The sequence below is a fragment of the Pseudoalteromonas sp. SR44-5 genome, assembly GCF_014163675.1.
GTDB classification, from domain to species: Bacteria; Pseudomonadota; Gammaproteobacteria; order Enterobacterales; family Alteromonadaceae; genus Pseudoalteromonas; species Pseudoalteromonas rhizosphaerae.
This window is the reverse complement of the sequence record NZ_JACJDT010000020.1, coordinates 1-26,171: the sequence shown is the minus strand read 5'-3', so window position 1 is coordinate 26,171 and position 26,171 is coordinate 1. Positions and strand designations below refer to the sequence as shown.

General features: G+C 41.0%; 25 protein-coding genes. 13 read left to right on the top strand and 12 right to left on the bottom strand.

Going from position 1 to position 26,171, the window contains the following annotated elements; translation table 11 throughout:
- Positions 1 to 7: 7 nt before the first annotated feature.
- The 3 genes from H5154_RS12335 to H5154_RS12325 are packed head-to-tail and all read right to left on the bottom strand — an operon-like array spanning position 8 to position 2,149.
- Complete coding sequence (locus tag H5154_RS12335; RefSeq protein ID WP_182718461.1) at positions 8 to 541, bottom strand: YggT family protein; 534 nt, start codon at positions 539 to 541, stop codon at positions 8 to 10.
- A gap of 57 nt (positions 542 to 598) precedes the next feature.
- Positions 599 to 1,420, bottom strand: a complete 822-nt coding sequence (gene proC, locus H5154_RS12330; RefSeq protein ID WP_182718460.1) for a pyrroline-5-carboxylate reductase — start codon at positions 1,418 to 1,420, stop codon at positions 599 to 601.
- 15 nt (positions 1,421 to 1,435) lie between these two features.
- Positions 1,436 to 2,149, bottom strand: a complete 714-nt coding sequence (locus H5154_RS12325; RefSeq protein ID WP_310736240.1) for a YggS family pyridoxal phosphate-dependent enzyme — start codon at positions 2,147 to 2,149, stop codon at positions 1,436 to 1,438.
- A 2-nt stretch (positions 2,150 to 2,151) separates the two neighbouring features.
- Here H5154_RS12325 and H5154_RS12320 point away from each other — a divergent pair, with 2 nt between their 5' ends.
- Complete coding sequence (locus tag H5154_RS12320; RefSeq protein ID WP_145234931.1) at positions 2,152 to 3,192, top strand: type IV pilus twitching motility protein PilT; 1,041 nt, start codon at positions 2,152 to 2,154, stop codon at positions 3,190 to 3,192.
- Positions 3,193 to 3,211: 19 nt separating this feature from the next.
- Entirely contained in the window at positions 3,212 to 4,342 is a 1,131-nt protein-coding gene (locus tag H5154_RS12315; RefSeq protein WP_182718458.1) for a PilT/PilU family type 4a pilus ATPase, read from the top strand.
- 128 nt (positions 4,343 to 4,470) lie between these two features.
- On the opposite strand, the gene ruvX is transcribed toward H5154_RS12315, so the two are convergent.
- The 6 genes from ruvX to H5154_RS12285 form a co-directional block, all read right to left on the bottom strand.
- Positions 4,471 to 4,917, bottom strand: coding sequence for a Holliday junction resolvase RuvX (ruvX, locus tag H5154_RS12310; protein WP_145234938.1), 447 nt, complete (start codon positions 4,915 to 4,917; stop codon positions 4,471 to 4,473).
- 36 nt (positions 4,918 to 4,953) lie between these two features.
- The gene (locus tag H5154_RS12305) at positions 4,954 to 5,511 is read right to left on the bottom strand and encodes a YqgE/AlgH family protein (RefSeq protein WP_145234940.1); all 558 of its coding nucleotides are present in this window, start codon (positions 5,509 to 5,511) and stop codon (positions 4,954 to 4,956) included.
- A gap of 27 nt (positions 5,512 to 5,538) precedes the next feature.
- Positions 5,539 to 6,492, bottom strand: coding sequence for a glutathione synthase (gshB, locus tag H5154_RS12300; protein ID WP_145234942.1), 954 nt, complete (start codon positions 6,490 to 6,492; stop codon positions 5,539 to 5,541).
- A gap of 54 nt (positions 6,493 to 6,546) precedes the next feature.
- Complete coding sequence (gene rsmE, locus H5154_RS12295; RefSeq protein WP_182718457.1) at positions 6,547 to 7,281, bottom strand: 16S rRNA (uracil(1498)-N(3))-methyltransferase; 735 nt, start codon at positions 7,279 to 7,281, stop codon at positions 6,547 to 6,549.
- Positions 7,282 to 7,386: 105 nt separating this feature from the next.
- Positions 7,387 to 7,860 (bottom strand): hypothetical protein, encoded by a 474-nt coding sequence (locus tag H5154_RS12290; RefSeq protein ID WP_145234946.1) that lies wholly within the window; start codon positions 7,858 to 7,860, stop codon positions 7,387 to 7,389.
- A gap of 30 nt (positions 7,861 to 7,890) precedes the next feature.
- On the bottom strand, positions 7,891 to 8,784 hold the full coding sequence (locus tag H5154_RS12285; RefSeq protein WP_145234948.1) for a hypothetical protein: 894 nt from the start codon (positions 8,782 to 8,784) through the stop codon (positions 7,891 to 7,893).
- A 73-nt stretch (positions 8,785 to 8,857) separates the two neighbouring features.
- Between H5154_RS12285 and glnE the strand changes: the two genes are divergently transcribed.
- On the top strand, positions 8,858 to 11,656 hold the full coding sequence (gene glnE / locus H5154_RS12280) for a bifunctional [glutamate--ammonia ligase]-adenylyl-L-tyrosine phosphorylase/[glutamate--ammonia-ligase] adenylyltransferase (protein WP_182718456.1): 2,799 nt from the start codon (positions 8,858 to 8,860) through the stop codon (positions 11,654 to 11,656).
- Here glnE and H5154_RS12275 read toward each other — a convergent pair.
- The 3 genes from H5154_RS12275 to tolC form a co-directional block, all read right to left on the bottom strand.
- The gene (locus tag H5154_RS12275) at positions 11,653 to 12,225 is read right to left on the bottom strand and encodes a TcpQ domain-containing protein (RefSeq protein WP_182718455.1); all 573 of its coding nucleotides are present in this window, start codon (positions 12,223 to 12,225) and stop codon (positions 11,653 to 11,655) included. The genes glnE and H5154_RS12275 overlap by 4 nt on opposite strands.
- A gap of 54 nt (positions 12,226 to 12,279) precedes the next feature.
- On the bottom strand, positions 12,280 to 13,206 hold the full coding sequence (gene lpxL / locus H5154_RS12270; protein ID WP_182718454.1) for an LpxL/LpxP family Kdo(2)-lipid IV(A) lauroyl/palmitoleoyl acyltransferase: 927 nt from the start codon (positions 13,204 to 13,206) through the stop codon (positions 12,280 to 12,282).
- A 105-nt stretch (positions 13,207 to 13,311) separates the two neighbouring features.
- Positions 13,312 to 14,655 (bottom strand): outer membrane channel protein TolC, encoded by a 1,344-nt coding sequence (gene tolC / locus H5154_RS12265; RefSeq protein ID WP_149981266.1) that lies wholly within the window; start codon positions 14,653 to 14,655, stop codon positions 13,312 to 13,314.
- Positions 14,656 to 15,095: 440 nt separating this feature from the next.
- Between tolC and H5154_RS12260 the strand changes: the two genes are divergently transcribed.
- The 10 genes from H5154_RS12260 to rraB all read left to right on the top strand — a co-directional run bounded on the left by H5154_RS12260 (position 15,096) and on the right by rraB (position 26,014).
- Positions 15,096 to 15,722, top strand: a complete 627-nt coding sequence (locus H5154_RS12260) for an NUDIX domain-containing protein (RefSeq protein ID WP_149981265.1) — start codon at positions 15,096 to 15,098, stop codon at positions 15,720 to 15,722.
- Between the two features lie 44 nt (positions 15,723 to 15,766).
- Positions 15,767 to 16,225, top strand: a complete 459-nt coding sequence (locus H5154_RS12255) for a DUF1249 domain-containing protein (protein WP_182718453.1) — start codon at positions 15,767 to 15,769, stop codon at positions 16,223 to 16,225.
- Positions 16,212 to 17,003 carry a metallophosphoesterase gene (locus tag H5154_RS12250; RefSeq protein WP_182718489.1) on the top strand — a complete coding sequence of 264 codons (792 nt, stop codon included), beginning with the start codon at positions 16,212 to 16,214 and terminating at the stop codon, positions 17,001 to 17,003. The genes H5154_RS12255 and H5154_RS12250 overlap by 14 nt, the downstream gene beginning before the upstream one ends.
- Positions 16,988 to 17,548 carry a YqiA/YcfP family alpha/beta fold hydrolase gene (locus H5154_RS12245; RefSeq protein ID WP_182718452.1) on the top strand — a complete coding sequence of 187 codons (561 nt, stop codon included), beginning with the start codon at positions 16,988 to 16,990 and terminating at the stop codon, positions 17,546 to 17,548. The genes H5154_RS12250 and H5154_RS12245 overlap by 16 nt, the downstream gene beginning before the upstream one ends.
- Positions 17,549 to 17,579: 31 nt before the next feature.
- Positions 17,580 to 19,469, top strand: coding sequence for a DNA topoisomerase IV subunit B (gene parE, locus H5154_RS12240; protein ID WP_182718451.1), 1,890 nt, complete (start codon positions 17,580 to 17,582; stop codon positions 19,467 to 19,469).
- Between the two features lie 20 nt (positions 19,470 to 19,489).
- Entirely contained in the window at positions 19,490 to 21,418 is a 1,929-nt protein-coding gene (locus H5154_RS12235) for a GGDEF domain-containing protein (protein WP_182718450.1), read from the top strand.
- Positions 21,411 to 22,505 carry a sorbosone dehydrogenase family protein gene (locus tag H5154_RS12230; protein ID WP_182718449.1) on the top strand — a complete coding sequence of 365 codons (1,095 nt, stop codon included), beginning with the start codon at positions 21,411 to 21,413 and terminating at the stop codon, positions 22,503 to 22,505. Before H5154_RS12235 ends, H5154_RS12230 begins: the two co-directional genes overlap by 8 nt.
- Positions 22,506 to 22,515: 10 nt before the next feature.
- Entirely contained in the window at positions 22,516 to 24,807 is a 2,292-nt protein-coding gene (parC, locus tag H5154_RS12225) for a DNA topoisomerase IV subunit A (protein ID WP_182718448.1), read from the top strand.
- A 158-nt stretch (positions 24,808 to 24,965) separates the two neighbouring features.
- Positions 24,966 to 25,679: a 1-acylglycerol-3-phosphate O-acyltransferase gene (locus H5154_RS12220; RefSeq protein WP_149981260.1), complete on the top strand. Its 714-nt coding sequence runs from the start codon at positions 24,966 to 24,968 to the stop codon at positions 25,677 to 25,679.
- Entirely contained in the window at positions 25,679 to 26,014 is a 336-nt protein-coding gene (gene rraB / locus H5154_RS12215; protein ID WP_182718447.1) for a ribonuclease E inhibitor RraB, read from the top strand. The genes H5154_RS12220 and rraB overlap by 1 nt, the downstream gene beginning before the upstream one ends.
- The last annotated feature ends 157 nt before the right edge of the window (positions 26,015 to 26,171 follow it).

Below are 26,171 nucleotides of genomic sequence, written 5' to 3'. Positions count from 1 at the left end.
GATAAGGTTAGCCGACTAAATCAATAAACAAAAACTGGGCAAATTGCAGCGCGATAATTAACACTAAAATTGATAGATCTAAGCCGCCCAGTGGCGGTAACACTTTACGAATAGGTCTTAACATTGGTTCAGTTAGCTGCTGAAATACCGCTTCTACTGGATTGTTGCCTTGGCTTACCCAGCTTAATAACGCGCGAATAATTAATACCCAAAACAGTAAGTTTAAGCCTTCTTTAATCACCGTTACTAGCGCATTTAAAAGTACAAATCCAACTTCCCATGTCGCGCCTACTAAAAATATCAGCGCAGTAATTTTTGCAGCAGCGACAATGAACGCCAGTAATAACGAAGCTAAGTCTAGGCCACCTAACCCTGGAATAATTTTACGCAGTGGATTAACAGCAAATGAAGTAGCTTTGACCACAAACTGACTCAACGGATTGTAAAAATCAGCCTTGGCGGCTTGTAGCCAAAAGCGCATTAATACGACCATTAAAAATAGATCGAATAGTGTGCTTATTAAAAATTGCATGGCGTTCATAACGTACCTTAATTAAAAACCTTAAACATAAATAGGGCTAAAAGCAGCAAAGTGCTTTTAAAGTTCTTGTTCCATTTGTTCCGCGCGAGCAATACAGGCATCCATTGCATCGGCGACAGTGTTAGTCAGACCGTGTGCTTTTAAATGTTCAACAGCTGCATGCGTGGTGCCACCTTTTGATGTCACATTAGCACGCAATTGTGAAATACTAATATCAGGTTGTGATACCGCCATTTCAGCTGCACCTAATGCTGTTTGCTGTACTAAGCGACGCGCGTCTTCATCGCTAAAGCCAAGTGCTTTGGCTTTTTCTTCTATGGCTTCCATAAATAAGAAAAAGTAAGCCGGTGATGACCCCGTAACAGCAATAACATCGTTAATTTGTGACTCTTGCTCAACCCATACCGCAATACCTGTACATTCAAATACTTGTTGCACAAAAGTATGTTCTTGCTCGGTTTCGCCGGCACCAAATAAACCTGATACACCGCGCCCTAATAAAGACGGGGTATTTGGCATACAACGTACCATCTTAACGTCTTGTCCGAGCATTTCACGTAACCGCTTAACCGTTAAGCCTGCGGCGACAGAAATAAATAGCTTATCGCTAAAGTCGATACCCGAATCTTGAAATGATTGACATAAATCACCCATCATTTGCGGCTTTACAGACAACACAATAACATCGGCATCGCGCAGTGCTTCGTTGTTATCTGCGGTGGTTTTAACCCCGAAATCCGCTGCTACCTTAGCGAGTTTTTCTTGGTTACGATTTGTTGCAATAATACTCGATGCAGCAAATCCTTTTTTTACCATGCCGCCAATAATGGCGTAGCTCATATTACCTGTGCCTATGAATGCAATTGTTTTATCTGACATATCTTAGTTATCACCTTAGCTTCGTTGGCCAAAAATATCCGTGCCGATGCGTACCATGGTTGAGCCTGCTGCAATCGCAGCTTCGACATCACCACTCATCCCCATCGACAGGGTGTCTATTTGAGGATATTGGGCTTTAAGTCTATCAAAGCAAGCACGTAATTGCTCAAAATATTGTATTTGTTGCTGTGGATCGTCAGTTTTTGCTGGGATTGCCATGACACCACGCAATTCTAAATGCGGGCAATGGTGAATAAATTCAGCGAGGCTTGCAAGTTTATCGGGGTGGCAGCCTGATTTTGAGTCCTCTAAGCTGATATTTACTTGGATCAGTACTTTTAAAGGGGCTTTATCTGCGGGCCTTTGATCGTTTAAACGTTGCGCTATTTTTTCACGTTCAATACTTTGCACCCAATCAAAGTGGCTGGCAACAAGGGCGGTTTTATTTGATTGAATTGGGCCAATGAAATGCCAAACAATATCGCTATAATTTGCTAATTGGGTTATTTTATCAACAGCTTCTTGAACGTATGATTCACCAAATTCTCGGTGACCTTGTTGATAAGCCGCTAGAATGAAATCAGCAGGTTTGGTTTTTGATACTGCCAACAAGCAGACATCGTGTTCATTACGATGATGTTTTTTTGCCGCTAGGGCAATTCTAGCATAGGCGGACTTAAGTCGTTCTGCTATTGTAACCATATAATTATCAGTTAGTTGTGGAGTCATAAATGGATATTACCGAATTATTGGCCTTTAGTGTGCAGCACAAAGCATCAGATTTACACTTATCATCAGGGGTTGCGCCAATGATCCGTGTTGATGGTGATGTGCGACGTATTAATATACCAGCGCTGGAAAACAAAGATGTTAACAGCCTAGTTTACGATATTATGAACGATAATCAACGCAAGGACTATGAACAAAACCTTGAAGTGGATTTTTCGTTTGAAGTGCCGAACTTAGCACGTTTTCGTGTTAATGCCTTCAACTCAAATCGAGGCCCCGCAGCTGTATTTCGTACCATTCCCAGTGAAGTGCTGACGCTTGATGATTTAGGTGCGCCAGATATATTTAAAACAATCTCAGATACGCCGCGTGGTTTAGTGTTGGTAACAGGACCCACAGGCTCTGGTAAGTCGACCACCTTGGCTGCGATGGTGGATCATATAAATCAACACAAGCATCATCATATTTTAACCATCGAAGATCCCATCGAGTTTGTGCACGACAATAAACTATCGTTAATTAATCAACGTGAAGTGCATCGCGATACGCATAGTTTTTCTAATGCACTGCGCAGTGCTTTACGTGAAGATCCAGACGTGATTTTGGTTGGTGAGCTACGTGATTTAGAAACTATTCGCCTTGCCATGACTGCTGCTGAAACCGGCCATTTAGTATTTGGTACATTGCATACTACGTCAGCCCCGAAAACCATTGACCGTATTATCGATGTGTTTCCTGGTGAAGAAAAAAGTATGATCCGCTCAATGCTTTCAGAGTCATTACGCGCAGTTATTTCACAAACCCTGTTGAAAAAAATTGGTGGCGGGCGCGTCGCAGCACATGAAATCATGATTGCAGTGCCTGCGATCCGTAACCTTATCCGCGAAGATAAAATTGCGCAAATGTATTCGTCGATTCAAACTGGCGCATCGCATGGTATGCAAACCATGGATCAGTGTTTAATCAATTTAGTGAATCACGGTGTTGTTACCAATGCTGAAGCGCGTGCTAAAGCACAAGATAAAAATAATTTCGGCGGCTAGGCCCGAGTAAGGAGCAGTAATGACACATTCTCTTGATTACTTTTTACATTTGATGATTGAAAAGCAGGGTTCGGATTTATTCGTATCGAGCCAATTGCCAGTCAGCGCAAAGATTAATGGCGAACTAATTGCACTTGGCGACGAAAAAATATCAGACGAAGAGTCGCTGCAATTAGTTGAATCAGCGATGAGTGAAAAACAAAAAGCAGAGTTTCATAGTACTAAAGAGTGCAACTTTGCCATAGCTACCGATGAAGGGCGCTTTAGGATCTCGGCATTTTGGCAACGAGATTGCGCGGGTATGGTTATTCGCCGTATTGTTACGCAAATTCCTGATGTTGCTGAGCTTGGTCTACCGTCGACATTGACTGATGTGATCATGGCTAAACGTGGTTTAGTGCTGTTTGTCGGTGGTACTGGCACCGGTAAATCAACGTCGTTGGCTGCATTATTAGGTTACCGTAATCGTAATCAACGTGGGCATATCTTGACCATTGAAGACCCGATTGAGTTTGTCCATGAACATCGCAAAAGTATTATTACTCAGCGTGAAGTTGGCTTAGATACGGAAAGTTTTGAGGCGGCGTTAAAAAGCTCATTACGCCAAGCCCCCGATGTCATTTTAATTGGTGAAATACGCTCGCAAGAGACCATGGAATACGCACTTAGTTTTGCTGAAACCGGTCATTTATGTGTTGCTACATTACATGCCAATAACGCTAACCAAGCAATTGACCGTATTATGCATTTAGTGCCTAAAGAAAAGCACGATAAGCTAAAATATGATCTATCCTTAAACTTACGAGCTATCATAGCACAACAACTAGTGCCTACAGCCGATGGCAATGGTCGAGTAGCTGCTATCGAAATTTTATTGAATACCCCGATTATCGGCGAGCTTATCAAAAAAGGCGACATTGGCGGCATTAAAGAAGCCATGGCTAAAGCGAAAGATATGGGTATGCAAACCTTTGATCAAGCGTTATTTGAGCTCTATAAACAGCAACGTATCAACTATGCAGATGCTTTGCATCACGCTGACTCACCTAACGATTTACGTTTGATGATTAAGCTTCGAAATAATGAACAGCAAGGGGCTGGTTTTTTACAAGGCGCAACCATTGATGGGTTGGACCCTAAAAATCAGTAGGGTAAATAATTAACTCATTGATATTGCATTACCTAAAAGGTGAGTATTAGTCAGTAATATTCACCTTGTAGCATAATAAAAAGTAAATGCGTGTAGGATTTTAGTTAAACGGATTGTTAACTCGTTAGTTAGCCGTAAGCTTGTTCAAAGAAGCTTTCCAAAATAATAACAGCCGACATATTATCCACATTCCCTTTACCTAAGCTACGGTAACCACCTTGCTCAAATAATCGTGCTTTAGCATCTGCTGTGGTTAAACGTTCGTCTTGGGTCTCTACAGGCAGTCCATAGTGATTATGTAAGCGGTTGGCAAACTTTTTAGCTTTAAAGGTGACTTCTTGATTTGTGCCATCCATATTAAGCGGTAATCCAACCACCAGTAAATCAGGTTGCCACTCATCGACATGCTTTTTAATAAAATCCCAATTTGGAATACCATCTTTGGCTTTGATAGCGCTTAGGCTCGATGCGGTTCCTGTTAGTTCTTGGCCGATAGCAACACCAATGCTGGTGGTGCCAAAATCAAAGCCCATCACGGTGCGTTCACCTTTGGGCTTTAGTTGTTTTTTAGTCATGCTATCTCTGTGCTTTAAAATTGTGGTTGACCACGCTTATGCGTGGCCAGCTTCCGAACTTAATTGGCTAATATCAAAACCGAGCGTCGCGACTGCTTTTTCCCAGCGTTGCTCTATCGGTGTGTTAAAAATAATCTCAGGATCGGCTTTTATAATTAGCCATGAATTTTCGAGTAGCTCTTGTTCGAGCTGGCCTTGCTCCCAACCCGCATAGCCCAGTGTAATAATAAACTGTTCTGGTGCTTGGGCTGTGGTTAAACTTGCTAACACATCTTTGGATGTGGTTATCATGATTTCGCTGCTAAGTTCTTGGCTTGCGCTATAACCTGCTTTTGGAGAATGCAGTACAAAACCACGATCGGTTTTTACAGGTCCTCCAGCAAATACTGCAACACTTGCTGCGTGGGTGGATTTGTCGTTATCAATCTCTATTTTGTCGAGCAAGTCGCCGACAGTAATATTGATCGGCTGGTTGATCACCAGCCCCATAGCCCCGTCTTCATTGTGCTCACAAATATACGCGACAGCACGTTTAAAAAAAGGGTCTTGCATTGATGGCATTGCGATTAAAAAATGATTTTCTAATGATTGCATAACGATACCCCTTTATTGTTAGTAAATTTAAGTATGGCTCAGTTTTCTTTCTATGGCATCAAATAAGCGCCCAGTAATTGAAATATCATAGGCAGCTTCGATTTCTTTTACGCAGGTAGGCGCTGTAACATTAATTTCTGTTAGCTTATCACCAATGATATCAAGACCTACAAAAATAAGCCCTTTCGCTTTTAATGTTGGTGCAACGGCTTCGGCAATTCTACGATCTGAATCACTGATTGGGCGTGCTTCACCACGACCGCCAACAGCTAAATTACCACGTGTTTCACCATTTTGTGGAATGCGGGCTAGGCAATATGGGATCACTTCGCCATCGACCACCAATACGCGTTTATCACCTTGTTTGATCTCTGGGATATAGTTTTGTGCCATGGCAAAACGGCTACCGTGTTCGGTGAGTGTTTCGCAAATAACCCCAATGTTGGCATCATTTTCAGTCACACGGAAAATAGAGGCGCCACCCATACCATCTAAAGGTTTTAGAATGATGTCTTTATGTTCAGCCAAAAATGCGCGGATCTGGTGCTTACAACGGGTTACTAAAGTGTCAGGTGTATGCTCACTAAACCATGCGGTGAATAACTTTTCGTTCGCATCACGCAGGCTTTGTGGCTTATTAATAATAAGCGTGCCTTCAAGTTCGGCGCGTTCTAAAATATAGGTTGCGTAAATGTACTCAGTATCAAACGGTGGATCTTTACGCATTAAAATAACATCTAAATCAGCAAGTGCTATACTGGCTTTTTCTTCCAGCTCATACCAATGGTTTGTATCGTCGAACACGGTTGCTTTTGCGGCTGTGGCATACGCTTTGCCTTTACGCAATGAAAGATCATTCATTTCCATGTAGTAAATTTCATAGCCACGGCTTTGGGCTTGCATCATCATTGCAAAACCGGTGTCTTTTTTGATATTGAATCCGCTGATCGGATCTGAAATTATACCTAACTTAATTGCCATGTTCGTTGCCTTACTGAATCTGTTGCTATTGATATGAGGGTGGTTTTGCTAATTTCAATTAGCTAAATCGCCAAATTGTAGCTGTAGTGCACTTAAGACTGTCAAAGCGGCAGTTTCAGTGCGCAGCACGCGTGGGCCGATACGGATATCAACAAAATTTTGTTGTTTGGTCTGGGCAATTTCATCATCAGTGAAGCCACCTTCAGGACCAACTAAAAATCGCACGCCAGCGCTAGGTACTTTGATTGTTTTAATACTGTGATCTGCACGAGGATGTAGGGTAAGCTTAATTTCATCACTGCTTTGTGCAAGCCATTGGCTGATGTCTATCGGTGGATGAATCGTGGTGATCCGGTTACGACCAGATTGCTCTGCTGCAGCAATCGCTATTTTTTGCCATTGCTGGTGTTTTTTTGCAAGTCGCTCGGCGCTTAATTTAACGCCACAACGTTGACTGAAAATAGGGGTGATTTCAGTGATCCCTAATTCAACAGACTTTTGAATGGTAAAGTCCATTTTGTCACCACGAGAAATCCCTTGGCCTAGGTGAATGCTCAGCGGTGATTCAACATCTTTTTCATTAAATTCAAGCGGCATTGCAACGACTGATTTTTTTCCTACTTCAATGAGTTCGCAAAGATATTCGCCACCTTGGCCATTAAACAACGAAATATGCTCACCGACTTTCATCCGTAATACGCGACCTATGTGGCCTGCTGCATCATCTTCTAACTGAAGTGCAGTGGCAATTACAATAGGACTTGCTTGATAAATATGAGGAACTCTCATGATGACCTTCAACAAAAATAGCTAATATCGTTATGGTATGTAAGTCATCTCTTTGGTGCAAATACTTATTGTGAGTCAGTGATAATTAGTTAAGTTTTATTTTAACTAATTATTAAGCTTTTCACATAATGCGTCTAAATTTTGCGGTGTTTCGGCTATTTCGGTTTGACATGATAAGTGATTATTTTGTGCTAAGTCTGTGACTGGTTCAAACAGGTATCCATCATCAATCTCTTTAATTAAAAACCGTACAGAATGTAATGAATTGAATATAAATCGTTGTTTATCATCAGCTAATAAATAATCCGTTTGATTGTATAGTACACCGGCAATATCATGGTGTTCATGTAAATAACTCGCCAGTTCTGACACGCTAATTTCATTACTAAAGTCGCAGTAGCAATAATCTTTGATCAACTGGTCAAACATTAATTTAACCAAGTGACGGGTATTTGCACCAGCAACAACAAGGGTACTTGGACTGGTGCCGTGTGGCTGAGCAAAATAATGTTCAGTGAATTGCCGGCTGAATTCACTGTCGTTATCGATCAGTAGATAGTTATTTACTTCAAACGGCATAAGGCCCCACGTATTACGTCATTTTCAATATTAAATTGAAAACATACTTATTAGTAAATAGCCTATAGCGCTGAAAACAGCAAATTCAATGCAAGCTATTCCAATATTATCCTGATGATCAATTTCAAGCTCAGTATCAATGTTTGGCAAAGAGATGAACTTGATTATAGTCGTTAATAGATACAGTAATAACCACATAGTGCCGCAATGTAAAGCTAATGTGAATAAATTCTCAACCATTTTACCACTGTGAAAAGTGGCACTGGCAAGACCCGCATAGATAGCTAATGCAAGGCCAATGGATTTACCGGCATAACGAATGCCAATAGAGGTGTTTTCTAAATTAAAGTTACTTTGTAATGACGCCCCTTGATTGGCGCGAGCAAAGCGATATTCACGGAATTTACTGTCTAAGGCAAAAATAGTTTGCAGTAAAAAGAAGCTGACAAAAGCAATTAGTAAGCTGCTAAACCCTTGGGTATGAGACCAGCTGTATAGCCCTAATGTAATAATACAGTTAGCGATCAACATGCCTGAATCTACCAACGCGGCACAGACATTTTGTTTTAGTATGGCGGCTTCTTCATTAAAGCGGTGCAAAATCCACTTGCGGTGGATCAAGTGGCCTACTTTAATAAAAGTAAACAACAGTACTATCAGTACAATCATCTTAAGCGGGTTTGATTGGGCTGCACTGATACTAATTTCATCAAATAAAAATGCTACAGTCGCGATCACTACACTAATTTCTGACGCAAAACTAATTCCTAGAGCAAAATTGTCATGTTGAGCAAGTTCTTCTTTTAATGCTTGTTTAGCCTTGAGTTGACTTACTACCCGCAAACAAATAACAGCTAAACAAATAACCATAAAACAGATAGCAATCGCGAGTAAACTAGTGTTAGATAAAGATAAATATGACATTGAGAACCTAGGGTGGTTATTATTATGTTAACTATTCTAGTACGGTTACGACTGATATAAAAGAGAGTATTTGATGACACCAGGCGAACAACTCCCAACAGCACTGCATGGCTTAGGCAGCGAACGTTTTTTTCAGCTATATCCAGAGCTTCCTGCTAATGAATTAATTATTAATTTGTTAGGTTTGAGTGACTTTGCCTGGCGTTGCCTGCAATCTCAGCCGCAGTTAATTGAGATGTTGCTCAGTGATACTCAAATGAGTTTGCGAGATAGTCCTAACCCATTTCAAGACTTAAATCTTACCGAGGTTGATGAAGCGCAGTGCCATAAAATTTTACGCCGTTACAGGGAACGCTATTGGCTAAAAGTAGCGTGTTTAGATTTATGTTACAGCAATGATATAGCCGATAGTATTGGCTATATCTCGGCTTTAGCCGATCAGCTAATTGATAGTGCCAATAACTGGGCATTTGCCCAGGTTGCTCAGATTAATGGGCAACCATTCGATGAGCAACAACTGCCACTGGCGATGTTGGTATTAGGAATGGGTAAGTTAGGTGGCCAAGAACTTAACTATTCGTCAGATATTGATTTAATTTTTTCTTATCCGCGTAGTGTAAAAACTCAAGGTGGGCGGCGCTCTTTAGAAGCGCAAGTGTTTTACACTAAAGTGGCACAAAAGCTGATTGCCGCACTTAATCAAACAACGGTTGATGGACAAGTATTTAGGGTCGATATGCGGCTGCGACCTTTTGGTGAAAGCGGCCCCTTGGTGATGAGTTTTAATGCCATGGAAGATTACTACCAAGATCAAGGCCGTGAGTGGGAACGCTATGCGATGCTCAAAGGACGTTTAATTGGCCCTCAAACGCACTACTGTGATGAATTTTATCAGTTATTAAAGCCTTTTGTGTATCGTCGCTATATCGATTTTTCAGTGATTGAATCGCTGCGTAAAATGAAGCAAATGATAGCTCAAGAAGTACGCCGTAAGCGCTTAACCAACAATATAAAACTAGGCGCTGGTGGGATTCGTGAGGTCGAGTTTGTGGTGCAAGCATTGCAAATGGTACGAGGTGGGCGTGAAGCCAATTTACAAACACAATCATTACAAAAAGCGTTAGCTGAATTAGTAAATATTCAAGTTATTGGCGCAGATGAAGCAAAACTATTACGCCACAATTATTTGTTTTTAAGGCGAGTTGAGCAATATTTGCAGATTTTTGCAGATCAACAAACGCAAACATTGCCAGATGATGGCCTGAACCAACAACGGCTAAATTACCTGTTAGAGCAGAGTGACTTCAGCGCATCTTTAGCGCAAATAAATGACATTATGGCTGGCATCCACAGTGAATTTGAACAAGTTATTGGTTATGAAAGTGAGCCAGTCGATCCTTGCGAAAGTGCTTTTATAAGTGCTTGGGAACACACCGATATTAGTGTTTTAACCGACCCAAATGATGCATGGCAAATACCATTAGAAGATTTTAAAGCCCGCTTAACGAAAACTAAAATTGGTCATCGTGGCCGTGATATTCTCGATAAACTCATGCCATTAATGCTAAAGCAACTATCAGACAGTCAAGCAAGTGGTGACGTATTTAGTATGATCTGCCAAGTATTAAGCAAGGTTATTTCACGAACAGCCTATTTAGAGTTGCTGTTTGAAAACCAAGGCGCGTTAAAACAGCTTGTTTCGTTGTGTTGTCATAGTAAATGGATTGGTGAGCATATTTCGCGTTACCCGATTTTACTTGATGAGCTTATCGATCCTGCGGTGCTGTATAAGCCTACACCACTAACTGCATATAAAGACGAAATACGACAGTATTTTTTACGAATTGATAGCGCAGACTTAGAACAGCAAATGGAAGCACTGCGTCAGTTTAAACAAACCCATCAACTACGTATTGCTGCCGCTGATGCAACCGGTGTGTTAGATGTAATGAAAGTAAGCGATCATTTAACAGCATTAGCCGAAGCGATAGTTGAGCAAGCGGTGAACCTTGCTTGGCAACAAATGGCGCAGCGTTTTGGTATTCCGCCTAATACTGATGAAGAGCACAAGGGCTTTGCCGTAATAGCGTATGGTAAAACCGGTGGTTTTGAAGTGGGTTATGATTCTGATCTCGATTTAGTCTTTGTACATAATAGTGATGGCTCAGAGCAAACTAATGGCACTAAAGCGATTGATTCACGGCAGTTTTATTTAAAATTAGCACAGCGACTAATGCATTTATTTAATACTCGAACGGCGTCGGGCATTTTATATGAACTAGATACGCGGTTACGCCCAGAAGGTGCCTCAGGGTTAATGGCAATCAATCTTGAGAGCTTTAACCACTATCAGCAAACGCAAGCTTGGACATGGGAACATCAAGCGCTAGTGCGTTCTCGGATGATTTTTGGGCAACCCGAATTACAGCAGCGCTTTGCACAAATTCGCTTAGGCATTTTGTGCCAGCAGCGCGACCCGCAAAAGCTTAAAGACGATGTGATCACCATGCGTGAAAAAATGCGCACACATTTAGCGAAAGGCAACGATATTGAGTTTGATTTAAAACAAGATACTGGCGGCATTGCTGATATTGAGTTTCTGACTCAATATTTAGTGCTTGATAACGCTTATAGCTTGGAGCAACTAACTACTTACTCAGACAACGTAAGGATTTTAACCGATGCAGCAAGGCTTGGTTGTATTAGTGATGAGATCAAGCAAGGGCTTATTACAGCCTATATTGATTATCGCTCGCGTTATCATGTGTTGAGTCTAGATCAGCAGGGACGTTGTGTAACAAAAGCTGAATTTGCGAAAGACATCGCATTTGTTACACAAGCATGGCAGCAGATATTTGAGTTAAGCGCTTAACTTCTTAGGCGCTTACAGTTTTCGCGCACATATTCAGAGGGCAGCTCGGTGATCACGGCTGCTCGCTGTTTAAAACAAAAGAAGGTATAAACTTCGTTTTCAAAGTCATCATTGATCGCCCGGCCAACTTGATAAAGCGTTGAATTAAAATTGCTATCCACTCGAAAGTGTTCTTTGATCACATAGTCTTTACTTAAATACCAATACAGAACGATATCTTCATCGCGTGCGTAATCAGTTAATACTTTTTTTAAAGTCGAGCCATTTTCAAAGCGTCTCGGCATTAACTCACCAGTCCAATTTGGTGAGGATGGTTCAACAACTTTAGCGCGCTCGGTCAGCGCCGCATCTATATTTATATTCGGATTAGCTAATTTAAGTACGTATTTATCGCGTTCATTGCTTTTATTTACCTGGTTGCGTAACGATGAATAAAAACGTGATAAACCTTGCGCAGCCGCATTTTTAGTATCTTTCATGTCCATGACTGGGCCATGACCTAATAAAAAATAAATCGCTGCGGCAATTAAAATAGCAGCTAGTGATAAATGCTTAACCCAAAACCACATGGCTCATACTCTTGTATTTATATTTACTAATAAAAGCATATTACAGCGGCGTTGTCACTTGTAATAAGAGGGGGCGTTCTCATCCGGCCTAGTTTTAAAGCGTCGATGAACCCACATATATTGTTCTGGTGCGGCATTAATAGCTTCTTCAATGCGTTGATTTACACGAGTCACATCGGCGAGGTTATCGCCAGATGGAAAGTCTTCAAGCATAGGGCGTACTTCTAAATGATATTTTCCCTGTTCGTCACGTCGACTTATAAGACTGACGGTTTCACAGTGCTTACTGGCTGCAAATAGCAAAGTCCCAGTGGTAGTTGCGGTATCTTGAACTGCAAAAAAAGGTGCAAATTCACAGCGTTGGCGGCCATAATCTTGATCGGGTAAGTAATAACATAATTTTTTATTTTTTAAGGCTTTGAGTAGGCCTTTAACATCGCGTTTGCCAACCACAAATTCATTTGAGCGTAAACGACCATTGGTAATAAAATATTCCATTAGCGGATTATTATGGGGGCGGTAAAAACCAATACCTTGATAGTGTAATCCCATGACACGGCTTGCCATTTCAAGATGCAGTATGTGTGGGACTATCATTAGAATCCCTTTACCAGATTGTTGTATTTGCTCAAAGTATTCAAGCCCTTTAACCGAGCCGCAAACTTTTTTTACACGCCAATCAGGCCACCACCATGACATGGCTGTTTCAATCATACCTATACCGGTATTTTCTAAGTTAGAAAGTACTAATGCTTGTTGTTCGGCTGCGGGCATATCTGGAAAGCAGCGTTTAATATTGACTTCAGCAATATGGCGACGACTTTTCATAAAACGATGGACTAAGCGACCTAGCAGTCGGCCCAATGCAAGTTGTAATTTCTGCGGTAGCCAAGAAATTATATACAAAATAAATACGCCAAACCAAGTAAACCAATAACGAGGGCCCAAGAAAGACCATTTAAATGGGGAGTTGTTGACCACAGAAGTATCTCATATGCAAAAGAAGCTAGTTTAACTGGATGAATAAAAAAATACAAAAAAGCCAGCAAGTTGCTGGCTTTTAAATGAGTAATGTTAAGCTTATCTTTATTGGATTTCTTTTAAACCTTGGTTGATGGCTTGTAAATCATTACTTGTTAACGTGCCCGCTGCTTGTTTTAAGCGTAGCGTTGATACAACGTAGCGATAGCGTACATCAGCGAGGTTACGTTTGGCGTTAAATAAGTTTTGTGTACTGACCAGTACGTCAACAATAGTACGAGTACCCACTTCAAAACCAGCTTCAGTGGCTTTTAATGCACTTTCAGCAGAAACTACTGCTTGTTCAAGGGCTTTAAAGGTCGCAATATCTGATACTACTTGATTATAAGAGGTGATCACCGAGCGGGTTACGCCACGTAGACTAGCTTCAAGATCTTCACTTGCAGCAACATAAAAAGCACGTGCCTGCTCAGTCGCTGCAGTAGTAGCACCGCCTGAATATATTGGCACACTAAAGTTAATGCCAATATTTGTACTATCACCACGTGGACGGGCAGTGTTGCTATTGCTATCAGTTAGTGTATCACCGTAGCTGGCATCTAAAGTCAGCTTAGGGTAATGACCCGCTTGTGCTAAATCAATTTGATCTTTAGCGATATCAACCGTTACTTTAGAGACCTGCAGAGTTAAATTATTTTGTTCTGCAAGCTTAATATAATCGGGTGATTTTTTTGCTGGTTGAACTGTAGAGAAAGTCTCAGTGTTTAACATATCCAGCTTAGCGTGATATTTACCGGTGATTTCGCGAAGCTGCTCACGGGCAGTTTCAACGCCGTTTCTGGCAACGATTTCGCGGGCAACCGAGTTATCGAATTGTGCTTGCGCTTCATGCACATCGGTAATTGCCGTTAAGCCTACTGCATAACGCTGTTTGGTTTGCTCAAGTTGACGTTCAATAGCGCGTTTTTCAGATTGTACAAATTCTAAGTTATCAATCGAACTTAATACGTTGAAATAGCCATCAGCAACACGAACAATGAGATCTTGCTTGGCAAAGTCATATTGAGCAGCTGCTTGCAACGCTTGTTTGTCTGCAATACCGAGTGAATTCCATGCACCTAAATCAAACAGTGTCTGGCTTAGTTTAAGACCACGGCTGAATGTATCTGAATCGCTATCGACCTTGGTGTAACCTGCCGCATCAGTACCATTAAATGATGTGCTATCGGTTTTATCATACCCCATAGAAAAACCGATTTGTGGCAATAATGCGCTCATTGCACGGTCACTGTTATAAGCTTGTGCGTTTGCTTGGGCTTTTGCTTTTAAAACAGTAGGATCGTTAGCTGTGGCGATTTCATAAACTTGTAATAAGTCTTCAGCATTTGACGCTGTGGCAGTTAATGCGCAAGATATACCAATCAGCGCAGCAAGAATGTTTTTTTTCATTATTCGTTCAGTCCTTAGACAATTTACGTTCTAAAAGCATGGTAACCTGTTTTACTTAAGAACAAAAAAAAATTTGCGTAAAACAGCGTAAACAAGTGTAACAGAATATATACCCAAACCACCTCAATATGTCAGTTTCAGTTGGAATTAAAAGCGATTTAGGCAAGGCATTGATTGTAAGTTATAGTGGTTCTATTATTAAAATCAATAACGCAGTATAAATCGCTTTTAAACCAACCCCCTGGGCGTTTCACAGGAACTTACTCTCATCGTTGTTACTTCTTAAAAGGGACTGCCATTGTTGCAAAGTAACGCCTTGATATTAAGCCCCTGTGAAACGCTGGATTCTGCATCTTGAGGTGGTTTGGGTATAATCCCCGGACATGATAGTAAGTATCTAGGTTTAAATTCAAGTAATAGCATGTGTAATAGGAAACTTCATGGCTGATGAAAAGCTCACAAAATTTACCAAACAAGACGTTAAAATTGCTCCTATAGAAGTACTTTATAGCGGCTTTTTTAATATTAACTTATATCAGTTTGAACATGCATTATTTGCGGGGGGTCAATCAGAGACTATCCGTCGTGAGATACTCGAACGCGGTGACGCGGTTGCAGTTTTACCGTATGATCCCATAGCAGATAGTATTTTATTGATAGAACAAATACGTATTGGCGCGATAAGAACTAAACAGTCACCTTGGTTATTAGAATGTATAGCAGGCATGACCGATGGCAGTACTAATTATGAAGATGTCGCTAGGCGCGAAGCATTTGAAGAAGCGGGCTTAGTACTGAGCGAATTGGAATTTATGCTATCGTACCTGTCAAGCCCAGGAGGGACTACTGAGCGGTTACATCTTTATCTTGCAAAAACTGATTTAAGTCAGCTACAAAGTGACGTGTATGGACTTGCAACTGAAGGTGAAGATATTAAAACGCATATTCTCAGTTTTGATGATGCAATGGCGCGTTTAGCAACCGGTGAGATAGATAATGCTGCCTCGGTAATTTCATTGCAGTGGTTAGCGCTTAATCGCGAACGTATAATTAATCAGCGCAGCTAAAATAGTAATAGACTACCCTTAACCTCTAACTTTATGGCGGTAATGTGACAGCACTTGCAGTGAAACAACGATATATTCAGAGTCTTCCTAAATACTTGACGTTATGTGAGCATAACTACTTACGTGCTTTAAAATTGCTGCCCAATGAGCGCAAAGAAGGCAATACACGTCAAGTACAATTGGGTAATAACCAGTTTGTAATTAAGGTGGATGGCTGTGCTAAATACACGATGGATATTTCAATAACCCAATTAACCGGTATGTTAAAAGGGGTTAATCCGCTGTTTTTAACTGTGCGTTTATATCACGATGCAAAAGTTGCTGAAATAATTCACCATGATTACCATCAAAGGATCAAACCTTCATATGGTTACCCTAATCCGCAAATGCATCAAAAAGATGAAAAATATCAACTTAATGCGTTTTTGTATGATTGGTTAGTGGCGTGTGTTGAAAGTGGTCGAGCGGTACTTAACTGGGATATAAATGATGGCCTGGTTTGATGAGTCGGCGCAGTTCAATAATACTCAGCTGCGCTTAGCGCATATTACCGATTGTCACTTATTTGCAGACCCACAAGGGGAGTATTTTGCGGTCAATACCGCTGAGCACTTTTCTCGCGCGCTTGCTGATATGGCACACCAGTCATTAGACGCTGTGATCTTTGGTGGCGATTTAACCCAAGATCACAGTTTTGCATCATATTTGTTGTTTGCTCAGTTGATTGCCGATTCTGCGCTTACTTGCCCTGTTTTTTGGCTGCCTGGTAATCATGATGATATCAGTGCGATGCAGCGTATTTCTGGTGGTCAAATCAATAGCGCAAAACGATTAATTGCCGATGGCTTTGAAGTGTTGTTAATTAGCTCTAAAGGGCCAACACCAGCAGGTTGGGTAAGCGAAGCCGATTTAAATGAACTCGCTGATTTATTAGCGACTTCACAGTCGCCGAGCGTGGCTTTTTGCCACCATAATCCATTACCTATTAATGGTTACCTAGACAAGCATATGCTCGAAAATGGCCCGCAACTACTTAATGTATTGCATAATAGCGCGCTAGTAAGGCAGTTATTTCATGGTCATGTTCACAATGACTATCAATTTAAATTCAGAAGTATTGAGATTTTTGCCACGCCAGCAAGCTCAGTGCAGTTTACTAAACACACCGATGACTGGCAGCAACACAATGCGGGGCCTGGTTATCGATTGTTGACAATATCAAAGCCAACAAACAGTGCAAATCTATTAATTAACTCGGAACTGATGTGGCCCAACGAGTAATTTATATTCATGGTTTTAATAGCAGCGAACATTCATTTAAAGCTGTCCGCTTTGCTGAGTATATGGCACACTATGACGTTGATTATTGTGTGCCACGGCTAAGCCATGAACCGTTTCATGCGATAATTCAAATTGAACAATTATTAACGCCAAATACTGTATTACTTGGCAGTTCTTTAGGTGGTTTTTACGCCACTTATTTATCGCAAAAATATCAGTTACCAGCAGTGGTTATAAACCCTGCGGTTAAGCCTTATTTATTGTTGAGTTCTTTGTTAGGGCCGAACTATAATCCCTATCAGGATAGCCATTACGAGCTCAACAATAGTCATATTAACGCGTTAAAATCACTGTCGATACCTAGCTTAGAGCGCCCATCATTACTGTACTTATTACAGCAAACGGGTGATGAAGTACTGGATTATCAGCAGGCCGTTAAATATTATTCACAATGCAAGCAACAGATAGAATTTGGTGGTGATCATAGCTTTGTTGGCTTTGATGACTCCATTGCTAGTATTGTAGATTTTCTTAAAATCACGTAAAACATAGCTAAGCGCATAAAAGATAAAAACTATGAGTCAGCAAAATTATAACGCCGAAGCCATTGAAGTATTAAATGGGTTAGAACCTGTTAAACGCCGCCCTGGTATGTACACCGACACCACCCGTCCTAATCACTTAGGACAAGAGGTTATTGATAACAGTGTCGATGAAGCCATGGCCGGACATGCCACTAGAATTGATGTCATTTTGCATGAAGATAATTCGCTAGAAGTTAGCGATGATGGCCGTGGTATGCCTATCGATATTCACCCAGAAGAAGGTATTCCTGGGGTCGAATTGATTTTTACCAAGCTGCATGCTGGTGGCAAGTTCTCTAATAAAAACTACCAATTTTCAGGTGGTTTGCACGGGGTAGGGATCTCCGTGGTTAATGCATTATCAACGCGCGTTGAAGTGGTTGTGCGCCGCGATGCACAACAATACATGATGGCGTTTGAAAGCGGTGATAAAGTTGAAGATCTTCATGTTATAGGCACCGTAGGTAAACGTAATACAGGTACAACTGTACGTTTTTGGCCTGATGTAAGCTACTTTGACTCAGCTAATTTCTCGTTGACTAAATTACATCATTTATTAAAAGCTAAAGCCGTACTTTGCCCAGGTTTACGTATTAAGTTTGTTAATAAACAAACCAAAGAAACCCAAGAGTGGTATTACGAAACAGGCCTTAAAGACTACTTAAACGAAGCTGTTAAAGGTTACGAAGTACTGCCAAAAGACCCATTTACCGGTGAGTTTTCAAGTTCAACGGAAGGTGCTGATTGGGCGGTTGTTTGGTTACCTGAAGGCGGTGAATCGATAGCTGAAAGTTACGTTAACTTAATACCAACTGCGCAAGGCGGTACTCACGTAAATGGTTTGCGACAAGGTTTACTTGAGGCTATGCGTGAGTTTTGTGAATTTAGAAACTTACTGCCGCGTGGCGTTAAGCTCACCCCCGATGACATTTGGGAACGGTGTAGCTACGTTTTATCAGTGAAAATGCAAGATCCACAATTTGCCGGTCAAACCAAAGAGAAATTATCTTCTCGTTCGTGCTCGGCATTTGTATCTGGGGTGGTAAAAGATGCATTCAGTTTATGGTTAAATGAGCACACCGATACTGCTGAGTTACTGTCAGAGTTATGTATTTCTAATGCACAGAAACGTCTTCGCGCAGCCAAAAAAGTGGTGCGTAAGCGTGTTACCGCAGGTCCCGCATTACCGGGCAAATTAACCGACTGTAGCGCTGCAGATAACGACCGTACAGAGCTATTTTTAGTAGAAGGTGACTCAGCTGGTGGCTCAGCTAAACAAGCACGTGATCGTGAGTTTCAGGCAATAATGCCACTACGTGGTAAAATTTTGAATACGTGGGAAATTGAGTCTGGGCAAATTTTAGCGTCACAAGAGGTGCATGATATTTCTGTGGCGCTGGGTATCGACCCTGACTCAACTGATATCTCTTCGTTGCGCTATAATAAAATTTGTATCTTAGCGGATGCTGACTCCGATGGACTGCATATTGCGACTTTGTTGTGTGCACTATTTGTTCGTCATTTCCCAACGTTGGTGAAAACGGGTCACGTATATGTAGCTATGCCACCGTTGTTTAGAATCGACATTGGTAAAGATGTTTATTATGCCCTTGATGAAGATGAAAAATCCGGCATCCTAGCGCGTATTGAAGCAGAGAAAAAACGCGGTAAAGTAAATGTTCAGCGTTTCAAAGGCTTGGGGGAAATGAACCCACTGCAACTACGCGAAACGACCATGGATCCTAATACTCGTCGCTTAGTTCAGCTAACCTTAGAAGATGAAGTTGAAACCATGGAAATGATGGATATGTTGCTGGCGAAAAAGCGCTCATCAGATCGTCGTCAATGGTTAGAAGACCACGGTAATCGTGCTCAAGTGTGATTTTTCAAGGGTGTAATGCCATGCAAGTACAGCAAGGGAGTTGTTTTAAACATTTAAACAGTTTAGTTTTATTAACGATTCTTGTTACTTGTTTGTACTTGTACTGCGCACCTTTAAAAGCACAGCAAAAAACCGCTTTTGATGAGCAATGGTTAACAACACAACTGCATACCGCCCACGAAAAAAGCATTCAGGATCCAGGCCAAGCCATTGAGTTTGTAGCGCTATTATTAGTAGAGCATACGAGTCGCTTAACAGTGTTACAACGCACAAGGTTACAACTCAATTTAGCTGAAAATTACTTATTAAATGGTGAAATAACTAAATCCATTGAATTGGAACAGCAAATAGCGAAGCAGCTAAACTCACTAAGTAGTGATGCGCTGATAAGCTACTACTTAGTAAAATCGGATATTTACAATTTTACTGGGCAAACTGAAAAATCATTAGCAGTTTTAATGACAGCTAAAGAGCTAGTTGAACAACTTGATAATGATAAGCTAAAAAGTGATGTATATGGCGCTTTAGCTAATTTTTATGTGTATAACCATGATGATATTCGGGCATTAGATTACTTCTATAAAAGTTATGTAATTATTAAGCGTAGTGGAAGTTTACTTGATTTAGCCTACATAGAATCAACAATGGCAAAATCGTACGAATATTTGTTTGATTACAACAAAGCAATTGAAGTGCAAACTAAGGCATTAGATTATTTTTTAAAACATGACTTAGCGTTTGACAGTTTAGTGTCGTATTTTCATTTAGCTAAAGTTTATTTAAAGATGGGGCGCAGCCAAGAGGCGATTGCAAGTAGTCAGAAATTACTGACGTTGAGCAAAAAGTTAGCCAATGAAAAATTAGTGTACTACGGTTATATTATCTTAGCGGAAGCATATTTATTAGAACAAGATATGGCTCAAGCTAGCCATTATTTGTCATTGAGTAATCAATATTTTGACAGGCTTGAAGATGTAGTTACCATTGCTAACCACTTCTATACTCAAGCAGGTATTGAGTTAGCACTGAATTTGCCTGAGCAAGCCACGATAACCTTAACTAAAGCGCAGCAGTTGTCGAAGCAAATTCCGATAGAAAACAGTATCACATCACTATTGAAGTTAACCCGCTTGCTTACTCAGCTTGCGGTGCAGCAACAAGATTATCAGCAGGCGTACTTACATCAGCAAGATCTTATCGCTTTAAATGCTCAACATTATAATAAAGTGCGCGAGTTATCCCGTTCTCGCTATCAAGTTCAGTTTGATACTAAACAAGTAGAAATTGAACGACAGCTGCTTGAAAAAGATAAAGAACTTAGCGAATTTGCATTACAAGAAATTAAGCAACAGCAAGCATTACAAAAAACCATTATGCTAAGCGTACTATTATTATTTTTATTGCTGTTAATCTTTTCATGGCGACAATATCGTTTAAAGCGCAAATTTAGTGTGCTAGCCAATACGGACGTTTTAACTGGTGTGGCTAATCGACGTAAAATAATAGAGTTTGCTCAGTTACAGTGGCAACAGTTAAAAAAAGATGATCACAATTTTTGTTTGATTGCTTTTGATTTAGACCACTTTAAAAACATTAATGATGATTTTGGCCACCCGGCAGGGGATTTAGTGTTACAAGCGATCACGAATACATCTCTGCGAGCGATCAGAGAGAATGATATTCTAGGGCGCATTGGTGGCGAAGAGTTTTTAGTGGTACTCAACAATACCACTTTAGCTGAAGCCACTGAAATTGCTTATCGAATTAAAACTGAGATTGAAAAAGAACGTATAATCAGTGATGGAAATGAGATCAAAGTCACTGCAAGTTTTGGTGTGGCGCAAAAGCAAGCGCAACTAGGCTCATTTAAAGATTTATTTAAAAAAGCAGACAAAGCGTTATATGCCGCAAAAGATCATGGCCGTAATAGGGTAGAAATCGATGAATAAATTACTAGTTTCTGTATTAACATTAGGCTTGCTAAGTACTCCCTTAGCAGCAAAAGAAATCCTTAAAGAACTCAGTGTTCCTGATGGCTTTACTGTAAACATATTTGCCAGTGATGTGGAAAATGCACGGCAATTAGCAGTATCTAAAAAAGGTATTGTGTATGTTGGCTCGCGAAACGCGGGCAATGTATATGCACTGATTGATCACAATAGTGATGGGGTTGCCGATAAACAAATTTTGGTGGCCAGTGGTTTAACTATGCCTTCAGGTTTAGCGATCAAAGATGGCGACTTATATGTTGCTGAAGTGCAACGTATTATTCGCTTCAAAAATATTGATACACAATTGAAAGCACCTAAATATGAAGTGGTTTACGACGCATTACCGACAGAACGTCATCACGGTTGGAAGTTTTTACGCTTCTCACCAACCGGCGAGCTGATCATTCCTGTGGGCGTACCTTGTAATATTTGCGCTGAAGATGAGCGCTATGGGCGAATATTTTCATTGGATGTAAACACCAAACAAATGACCACGTTAGCACAAGGTGTGCGTAACTCTGTTGGCTTTGACTTTCATCCTAGCACCCAAGCTATGTGGTTTAGTGATAATGGCAGAGACATGATGGGTGATGATCTTCCACCGGATGAACTAAACCGCTTAACAACCGAAGGTGAACATTTTGGTTTTCCGTATGTGCATGCAGGTGCCATCTTAGATCCTGAATTTGGTAAAGGTAAAAATATTGCCGATTACAGTGCCCCAGCTTTAGCCTTGGGTGCGCATGTTGCTCCATTAGGGATTCATTTTTATCAAGGTAAACAATTTCCTGCTACTTATAAGCAGCAATTATTTATTGCTGAACACGGCTCTTGGAACCGCAGTAAAAAATCTGGATATAAAGTGGCAGTTGCCACTATTGAGCAAGGACGTGTGATAAAATACACGCCGTTTATTACGGGCTTTATGAAAAACGAAGAAACATTGGGTCGTCCGGTTGCTTTTGCAGAACTTGCCGATGGCAGCTTATTGATCTCCGATGATTATGCCAATGTGATCTACCGTGTAAGCTATAAAAAAAATTAGGTAGGCTTTGATGAGTGATACAGATACCTTGCTATTGCAAGGAATTGAGCAACAAACAATGGGGCGTTTTACCGAAGACGCCTATTTGAATTATTCCATGTATGTGATCATGGATAGGGCATTGCCACATATTGGCGATGGTCTAAAACCAGTACAACGTCGTATTATTTACGCTATGAGCGAACTGGGGTTATCGGCAACGGCTAAATATAAAAAGTCAGCCCGTACCGTTGGTGATGTACTTGGTAAGTACCATCCTCATGGTGATAGCGCTTGTTATGAAGCGATGGTGTTAATGGCACAACCGTTTTCTTATCGTTACCCATTAGTTGATGGGCAAGGGAACTGGGGTGCTGCAGATGATCCAAAGTCATTTGCGGCAATGCGTTATACCGAAGCGCGTTTATCTAAGTTCTCAGAAGTACTGTTAAAAGAACTTGGCCAAGGGACTGTTGATTGGACGCCAAACTTTGATGGCACAATGGACGAGCCACAAGTATTACCATCACGCTTACCACATATTTTACTCAATGGTATTACGGGTATTGCAGTGGGTATGGCAACTGACATTCCGCCACATAACGTACGCGAAGTAGCCAGTGCCTGTTGTTTGCTATTGGATAACCCTAAAGCTGAACTAGATCAATTGCTTGAGCATGTACAAGCTCCCGATTACCCAACTGAAGCTGAAATAATTACTTCAAAAGCGGATATTCGTAAAATTTATCAAACCGGCCGTGGTTCGATAAAAATGCGCGCTATTTATACAGAGGAGCACGGCGATATTGTCATTACTGCACTGCCACATCAATGTTCTGGTGGTAAAGTACTTGAGCAAATCGCAGCGCAAATGAATGCCAAAAAGCTGCCTATGGTGGCTGATTTACGTGATGAGTCTGATCACGAAAATCCAACCCGGATTGTCATCATTCCGCGTTCTAATCGCATTAAAGTGGAGCCGTTAATGGCTCATTTATTTGCCACTACAGACTTGGAAAAAAATTACCGCGTTAATATCAATATGCTTGGTCTTGATGGCCGTCCGCAGGTAAAAGATTTACGAACCATTTTAACTGAGTGGCTGGTGTTCCGTCGTGAAACAGTGCGCCGTCGCCTGCAATATCGTTTAGATAAAGTATTGGCTCGTTTACATATTTTAGAAGGTTTACTTGCAGCCTTTTTAAATATTGATGAAGTTATTGAGATTATTCGTAGCGAAGACAAGCCAAAGCCTGTGTTAATGGAACGCTTTGGTATTACAGACATCCAAGCCGAAGCAATCCTTGAATTAAAACTACGTCATTTAGCGAAACTTGAAGAGTTTAAAATTCGTGGGGAGCAAGATGAGCTTGCCAAAGAGCGCGATAAATTACAGCTGACTTTAGGCTCTGAACGTCGTATGTCGACGTTACTAAAAAAAGAGATTCAAGAAGCAGCAGAGCTGTATGGTGACGATCGCCGTTCACCGATTGTCGAACGTCTTGAAGCGAAAGCATTAAGCGAAAAAGATTTAATCCCATCAGAATCAGTAACCGTTGTGTTGTCTGAAAAAGGTTGGGCGCGTGTTGGTAAAGGCCATGATTTAGATGTTGAAGGGCTCAGTTATCGAGCTGGCGATGCATATAAAGCCTCTGCGCGTGGTAAGAGTAATCAACCTGCGGTGTTCTTAGATTCTGCTGGGCGTGCATTTGCCACTGATGCGCATGGGTTACCGTCGGCACGAAGCCAAGGTGAACCAATGACAGGGCGGTTTAACCTCACTGCAGGTGCTAATTTTGAGCATGTAGTGATGGGCGAAGACAAACAAGTACTGTTAATGGCATCAGATGCAGGTTATGGTTTTATTACTGATTTTGTAGATCTAGTAAGTAAAAACAAAAACGGTAAAGCCTTGGTTAGTGTGCCTAAAGGTGGGCAATTATTAGCGCCAATTAGGGTTAATGATGTTGCTAACGATTACTGTATGGCGATATCGAATGAAGGCCGGATGTTGTTATTCCCATTACGTGATTTACCAAAACTAGGTAAAGGTAAGGGTAACAAGATAATCTCTATCCCAAGTGCCAAAGTACAAGCGCGTGAAGAGTTTGTTAAAGTGCTGGCAGTGGTGCCTGAAGGTACCAGTGTTACCCTGCATGCAGGTAAGCGTAAGCTGACTCTTAAACCCAGTGATTTAGAGCATTATCATGGTGAGCGTGGTCGTCGAGGTAATAAATTACCGCGTGGTTTACAGCGTGTCGATGAAGCGGTTGTAGAGTTGACGGCGATTGATGATGACATTGAGCCGACAGAAACTGAGTAAGTATTTTTTTTATATCTATGAATAAAACGGCCTGCTATTGCAGGTCGTTTGTTTTTAAAGCAGAAAATTATTTTAAGCTTACATGTGTTCGCTAAACACTCGTTTAGCGGTAAAAATAACGCTATAATGCCGACGTTATTATTTTTGGAGCGTTTTCTTTGTTAGCTATTATTCGTATTGTTATTATGGCATTGTTTATTTTATTAAGCTGTGTATTTGGTTTACTCCTTTGTTTAGTAAAACCTTTTCATATAAATAATGTACATATTATTTCAAGTTGGTTTGGTACAGTGGCTAAAATGCTTGGTGTAAACGTGGTTATTACACGCCATCCTGACGCGCAAAGTTGTGGCCCTGCAGTATATGTTGCAAACCATCAAAATAATTACGATATTTTCACTTTACCGGCGGCGGTACCAAAAAACTGTGTCAGTTTAGGTAAAAAAAGTCTTAAGTGGATCCCATTTTTTGGACAGCTATATTGGCTTTCGGGCAATATTCTAATTGATCGGGGTAATCGCTCTAAAGCGGCTGGCACGATCACTAAATCGGCCGATAAAATCAAACAAAAAGGCCTGTCAGTGTGGATTTTCCCAGAGGGAACCCGCAGTTACGGACGTGGCTTATTACCATTTAAAACAGGTGCATTTCACACGGCTTTAAATGCGGATGTACCTGTAGTACCTGTATGTATGAGCACAACATATAAAACCATTAAGCTAAATCGCTGGGACAATGGTATAATCTACATAGACATGTTAGCGCCAGAACCACTTGATAAAACGATTGGAGCACGTGAACACGCAAAGCGTATTCATAGCAAAATGGCTGCTAGAATAACTGAATTAGATGCTCAAGTGAGAGAAAAGTAATGGAAAATTGGCGTGAAATTAGTGAAGACATTGTAACTTCGTTATTAGAAGATGGTTCTGATCCTGAGATCTTATACGAAGTAGAACATCACTTTGTTTGCGAAGACTTTGTCAAGCTTGAGCAAGCTGCACTCGCTGCGTTTAAACTAGGCTATGACGTTGAAGAGCCTGCAGAGCTTGAGCTTGAAGACGGCAGTAAGATTTGGGGCTTTGACATCGTTGTTGAAGCTGAGTTAGATGTTGAGGTAATAATGGAAGATGTTGATAAACTAGCACAACTTGCGATCGACACCGACGTAGAATACGACGGCTGGGGCACTTACTTCCAAGAGTAATGTGTTAGCCACTAGGTCCTAACCACTAGGACCTAGTACTTCGTCACACAAATTTTGACTAGTTGAGAGCACCGTAAGCTCTCTCTAGTTTTTCACGTGCTGAATCAACATTAAACATCCAATTTATACTGGCGCCTTCTTTATTTCGGCGCCATTC

Coding starts and splice junctions, on each gene's coding strand:
- H5154_RS12250 (WP_182718489.1), top strand. CDS start 16,212: ATGGCCTGGTTTGATGAGTCGGCGCAGTTCAATAATACTCAGCTGCGC.
- rsmE (WP_182718457.1), bottom strand. CDS start 7,281: ATGAGAGTTCCTCATATTTATCAAGCAAGTCCTATTGTAATTGCCACT.
- parC (WP_182718448.1), top strand. CDS start 22,516: ATGAGTGATACAGATACCTTGCTATTGCAAGGAATTGAGCAACAAACA.
- H5154_RS12230 (WP_182718449.1), top strand. CDS start 21,411: ATGAATAAATTACTAGTTTCTGTATTAACATTAGGCTTGCTAAGTACT.
- H5154_RS12235 (WP_182718450.1), top strand. CDS start 19,490: ATGCAAGTACAGCAAGGGAGTTGTTTTAAACATTTAAACAGTTTAGTT.
- H5154_RS12275 (WP_182718455.1), bottom strand. CDS start 12,225: ATGTGGTTTTGGGTTAAGCATTTATCACTAGCTGCTATTTTAATTGCC.
- tolC (WP_149981266.1), bottom strand. CDS start 14,655: ATGAAAAAAAACATTCTTGCTGCGCTGATTGGTATATCTTGCGCATTA.
- H5154_RS12305 (WP_145234940.1), bottom strand. CDS start 5,511: ATGCAATCATTAGAAAATCATTTTTTAATCGCAATGCCATCAATGCAA.
- H5154_RS12335 (WP_182718461.1), bottom strand. CDS start 541: ATGAACGCCATGCAATTTTTAATAAGCACACTATTCGATCTATTTTTA.
- parE (WP_182718451.1), top strand. CDS start 17,580: ATGAGTCAGCAAAATTATAACGCCGAAGCCATTGAAGTATTAAATGGG.
- glnE (WP_182718456.1), top strand. CDS start 8,858: ATGACACCAGGCGAACAACTCCCAACAGCACTGCATGGCTTAGGCAGC.
- gshB (WP_145234942.1), bottom strand. CDS start 6,492: ATGGCAATTAAGTTAGGTATAATTTCAGATCCGATCAGCGGATTCAAT.
- H5154_RS12260 (WP_149981265.1), top strand. CDS start 15,096: ATGGCTGATGAAAAGCTCACAAAATTTACCAAACAAGACGTTAAAATT.
- rraB (WP_182718447.1), top strand. CDS start 25,679: ATGGAAAATTGGCGTGAAATTAGTGAAGACATTGTAACTTCGTTATTA.
- H5154_RS12320 (WP_145234931.1), top strand. CDS start 2,152: ATGGATATTACCGAATTATTGGCCTTTAGTGTGCAGCACAAAGCATCA.
- H5154_RS12290 (WP_145234946.1), bottom strand. CDS start 7,860: ATGCCGTTTGAAGTAAATAACTATCTACTGATCGATAACGACAGTGAA.
- ruvX (WP_145234938.1), bottom strand. CDS start 4,917: ATGACTAAAAAACAACTAAAGCCCAAAGGTGAACGCACCGTGATGGGC.
- proC (WP_182718460.1), bottom strand. CDS start 1,420: ATGTCAGATAAAACAATTGCATTCATAGGCACAGGTAATATGAGCTAC.
- H5154_RS12325 (WP_310736240.1), bottom strand. CDS start 2,149: ATGACTCCACAACTAACTGATAATTATATGGTTACAATAGCAGAACGA.
- H5154_RS12315 (WP_182718458.1), top strand. CDS start 3,212: ATGACACATTCTCTTGATTACTTTTTACATTTGATGATTGAAAAGCAG.
- H5154_RS12285 (WP_145234948.1), bottom strand. CDS start 8,784: ATGTCATATTTATCTTTATCTAACACTAGTTTACTCGCGATTGCTATC.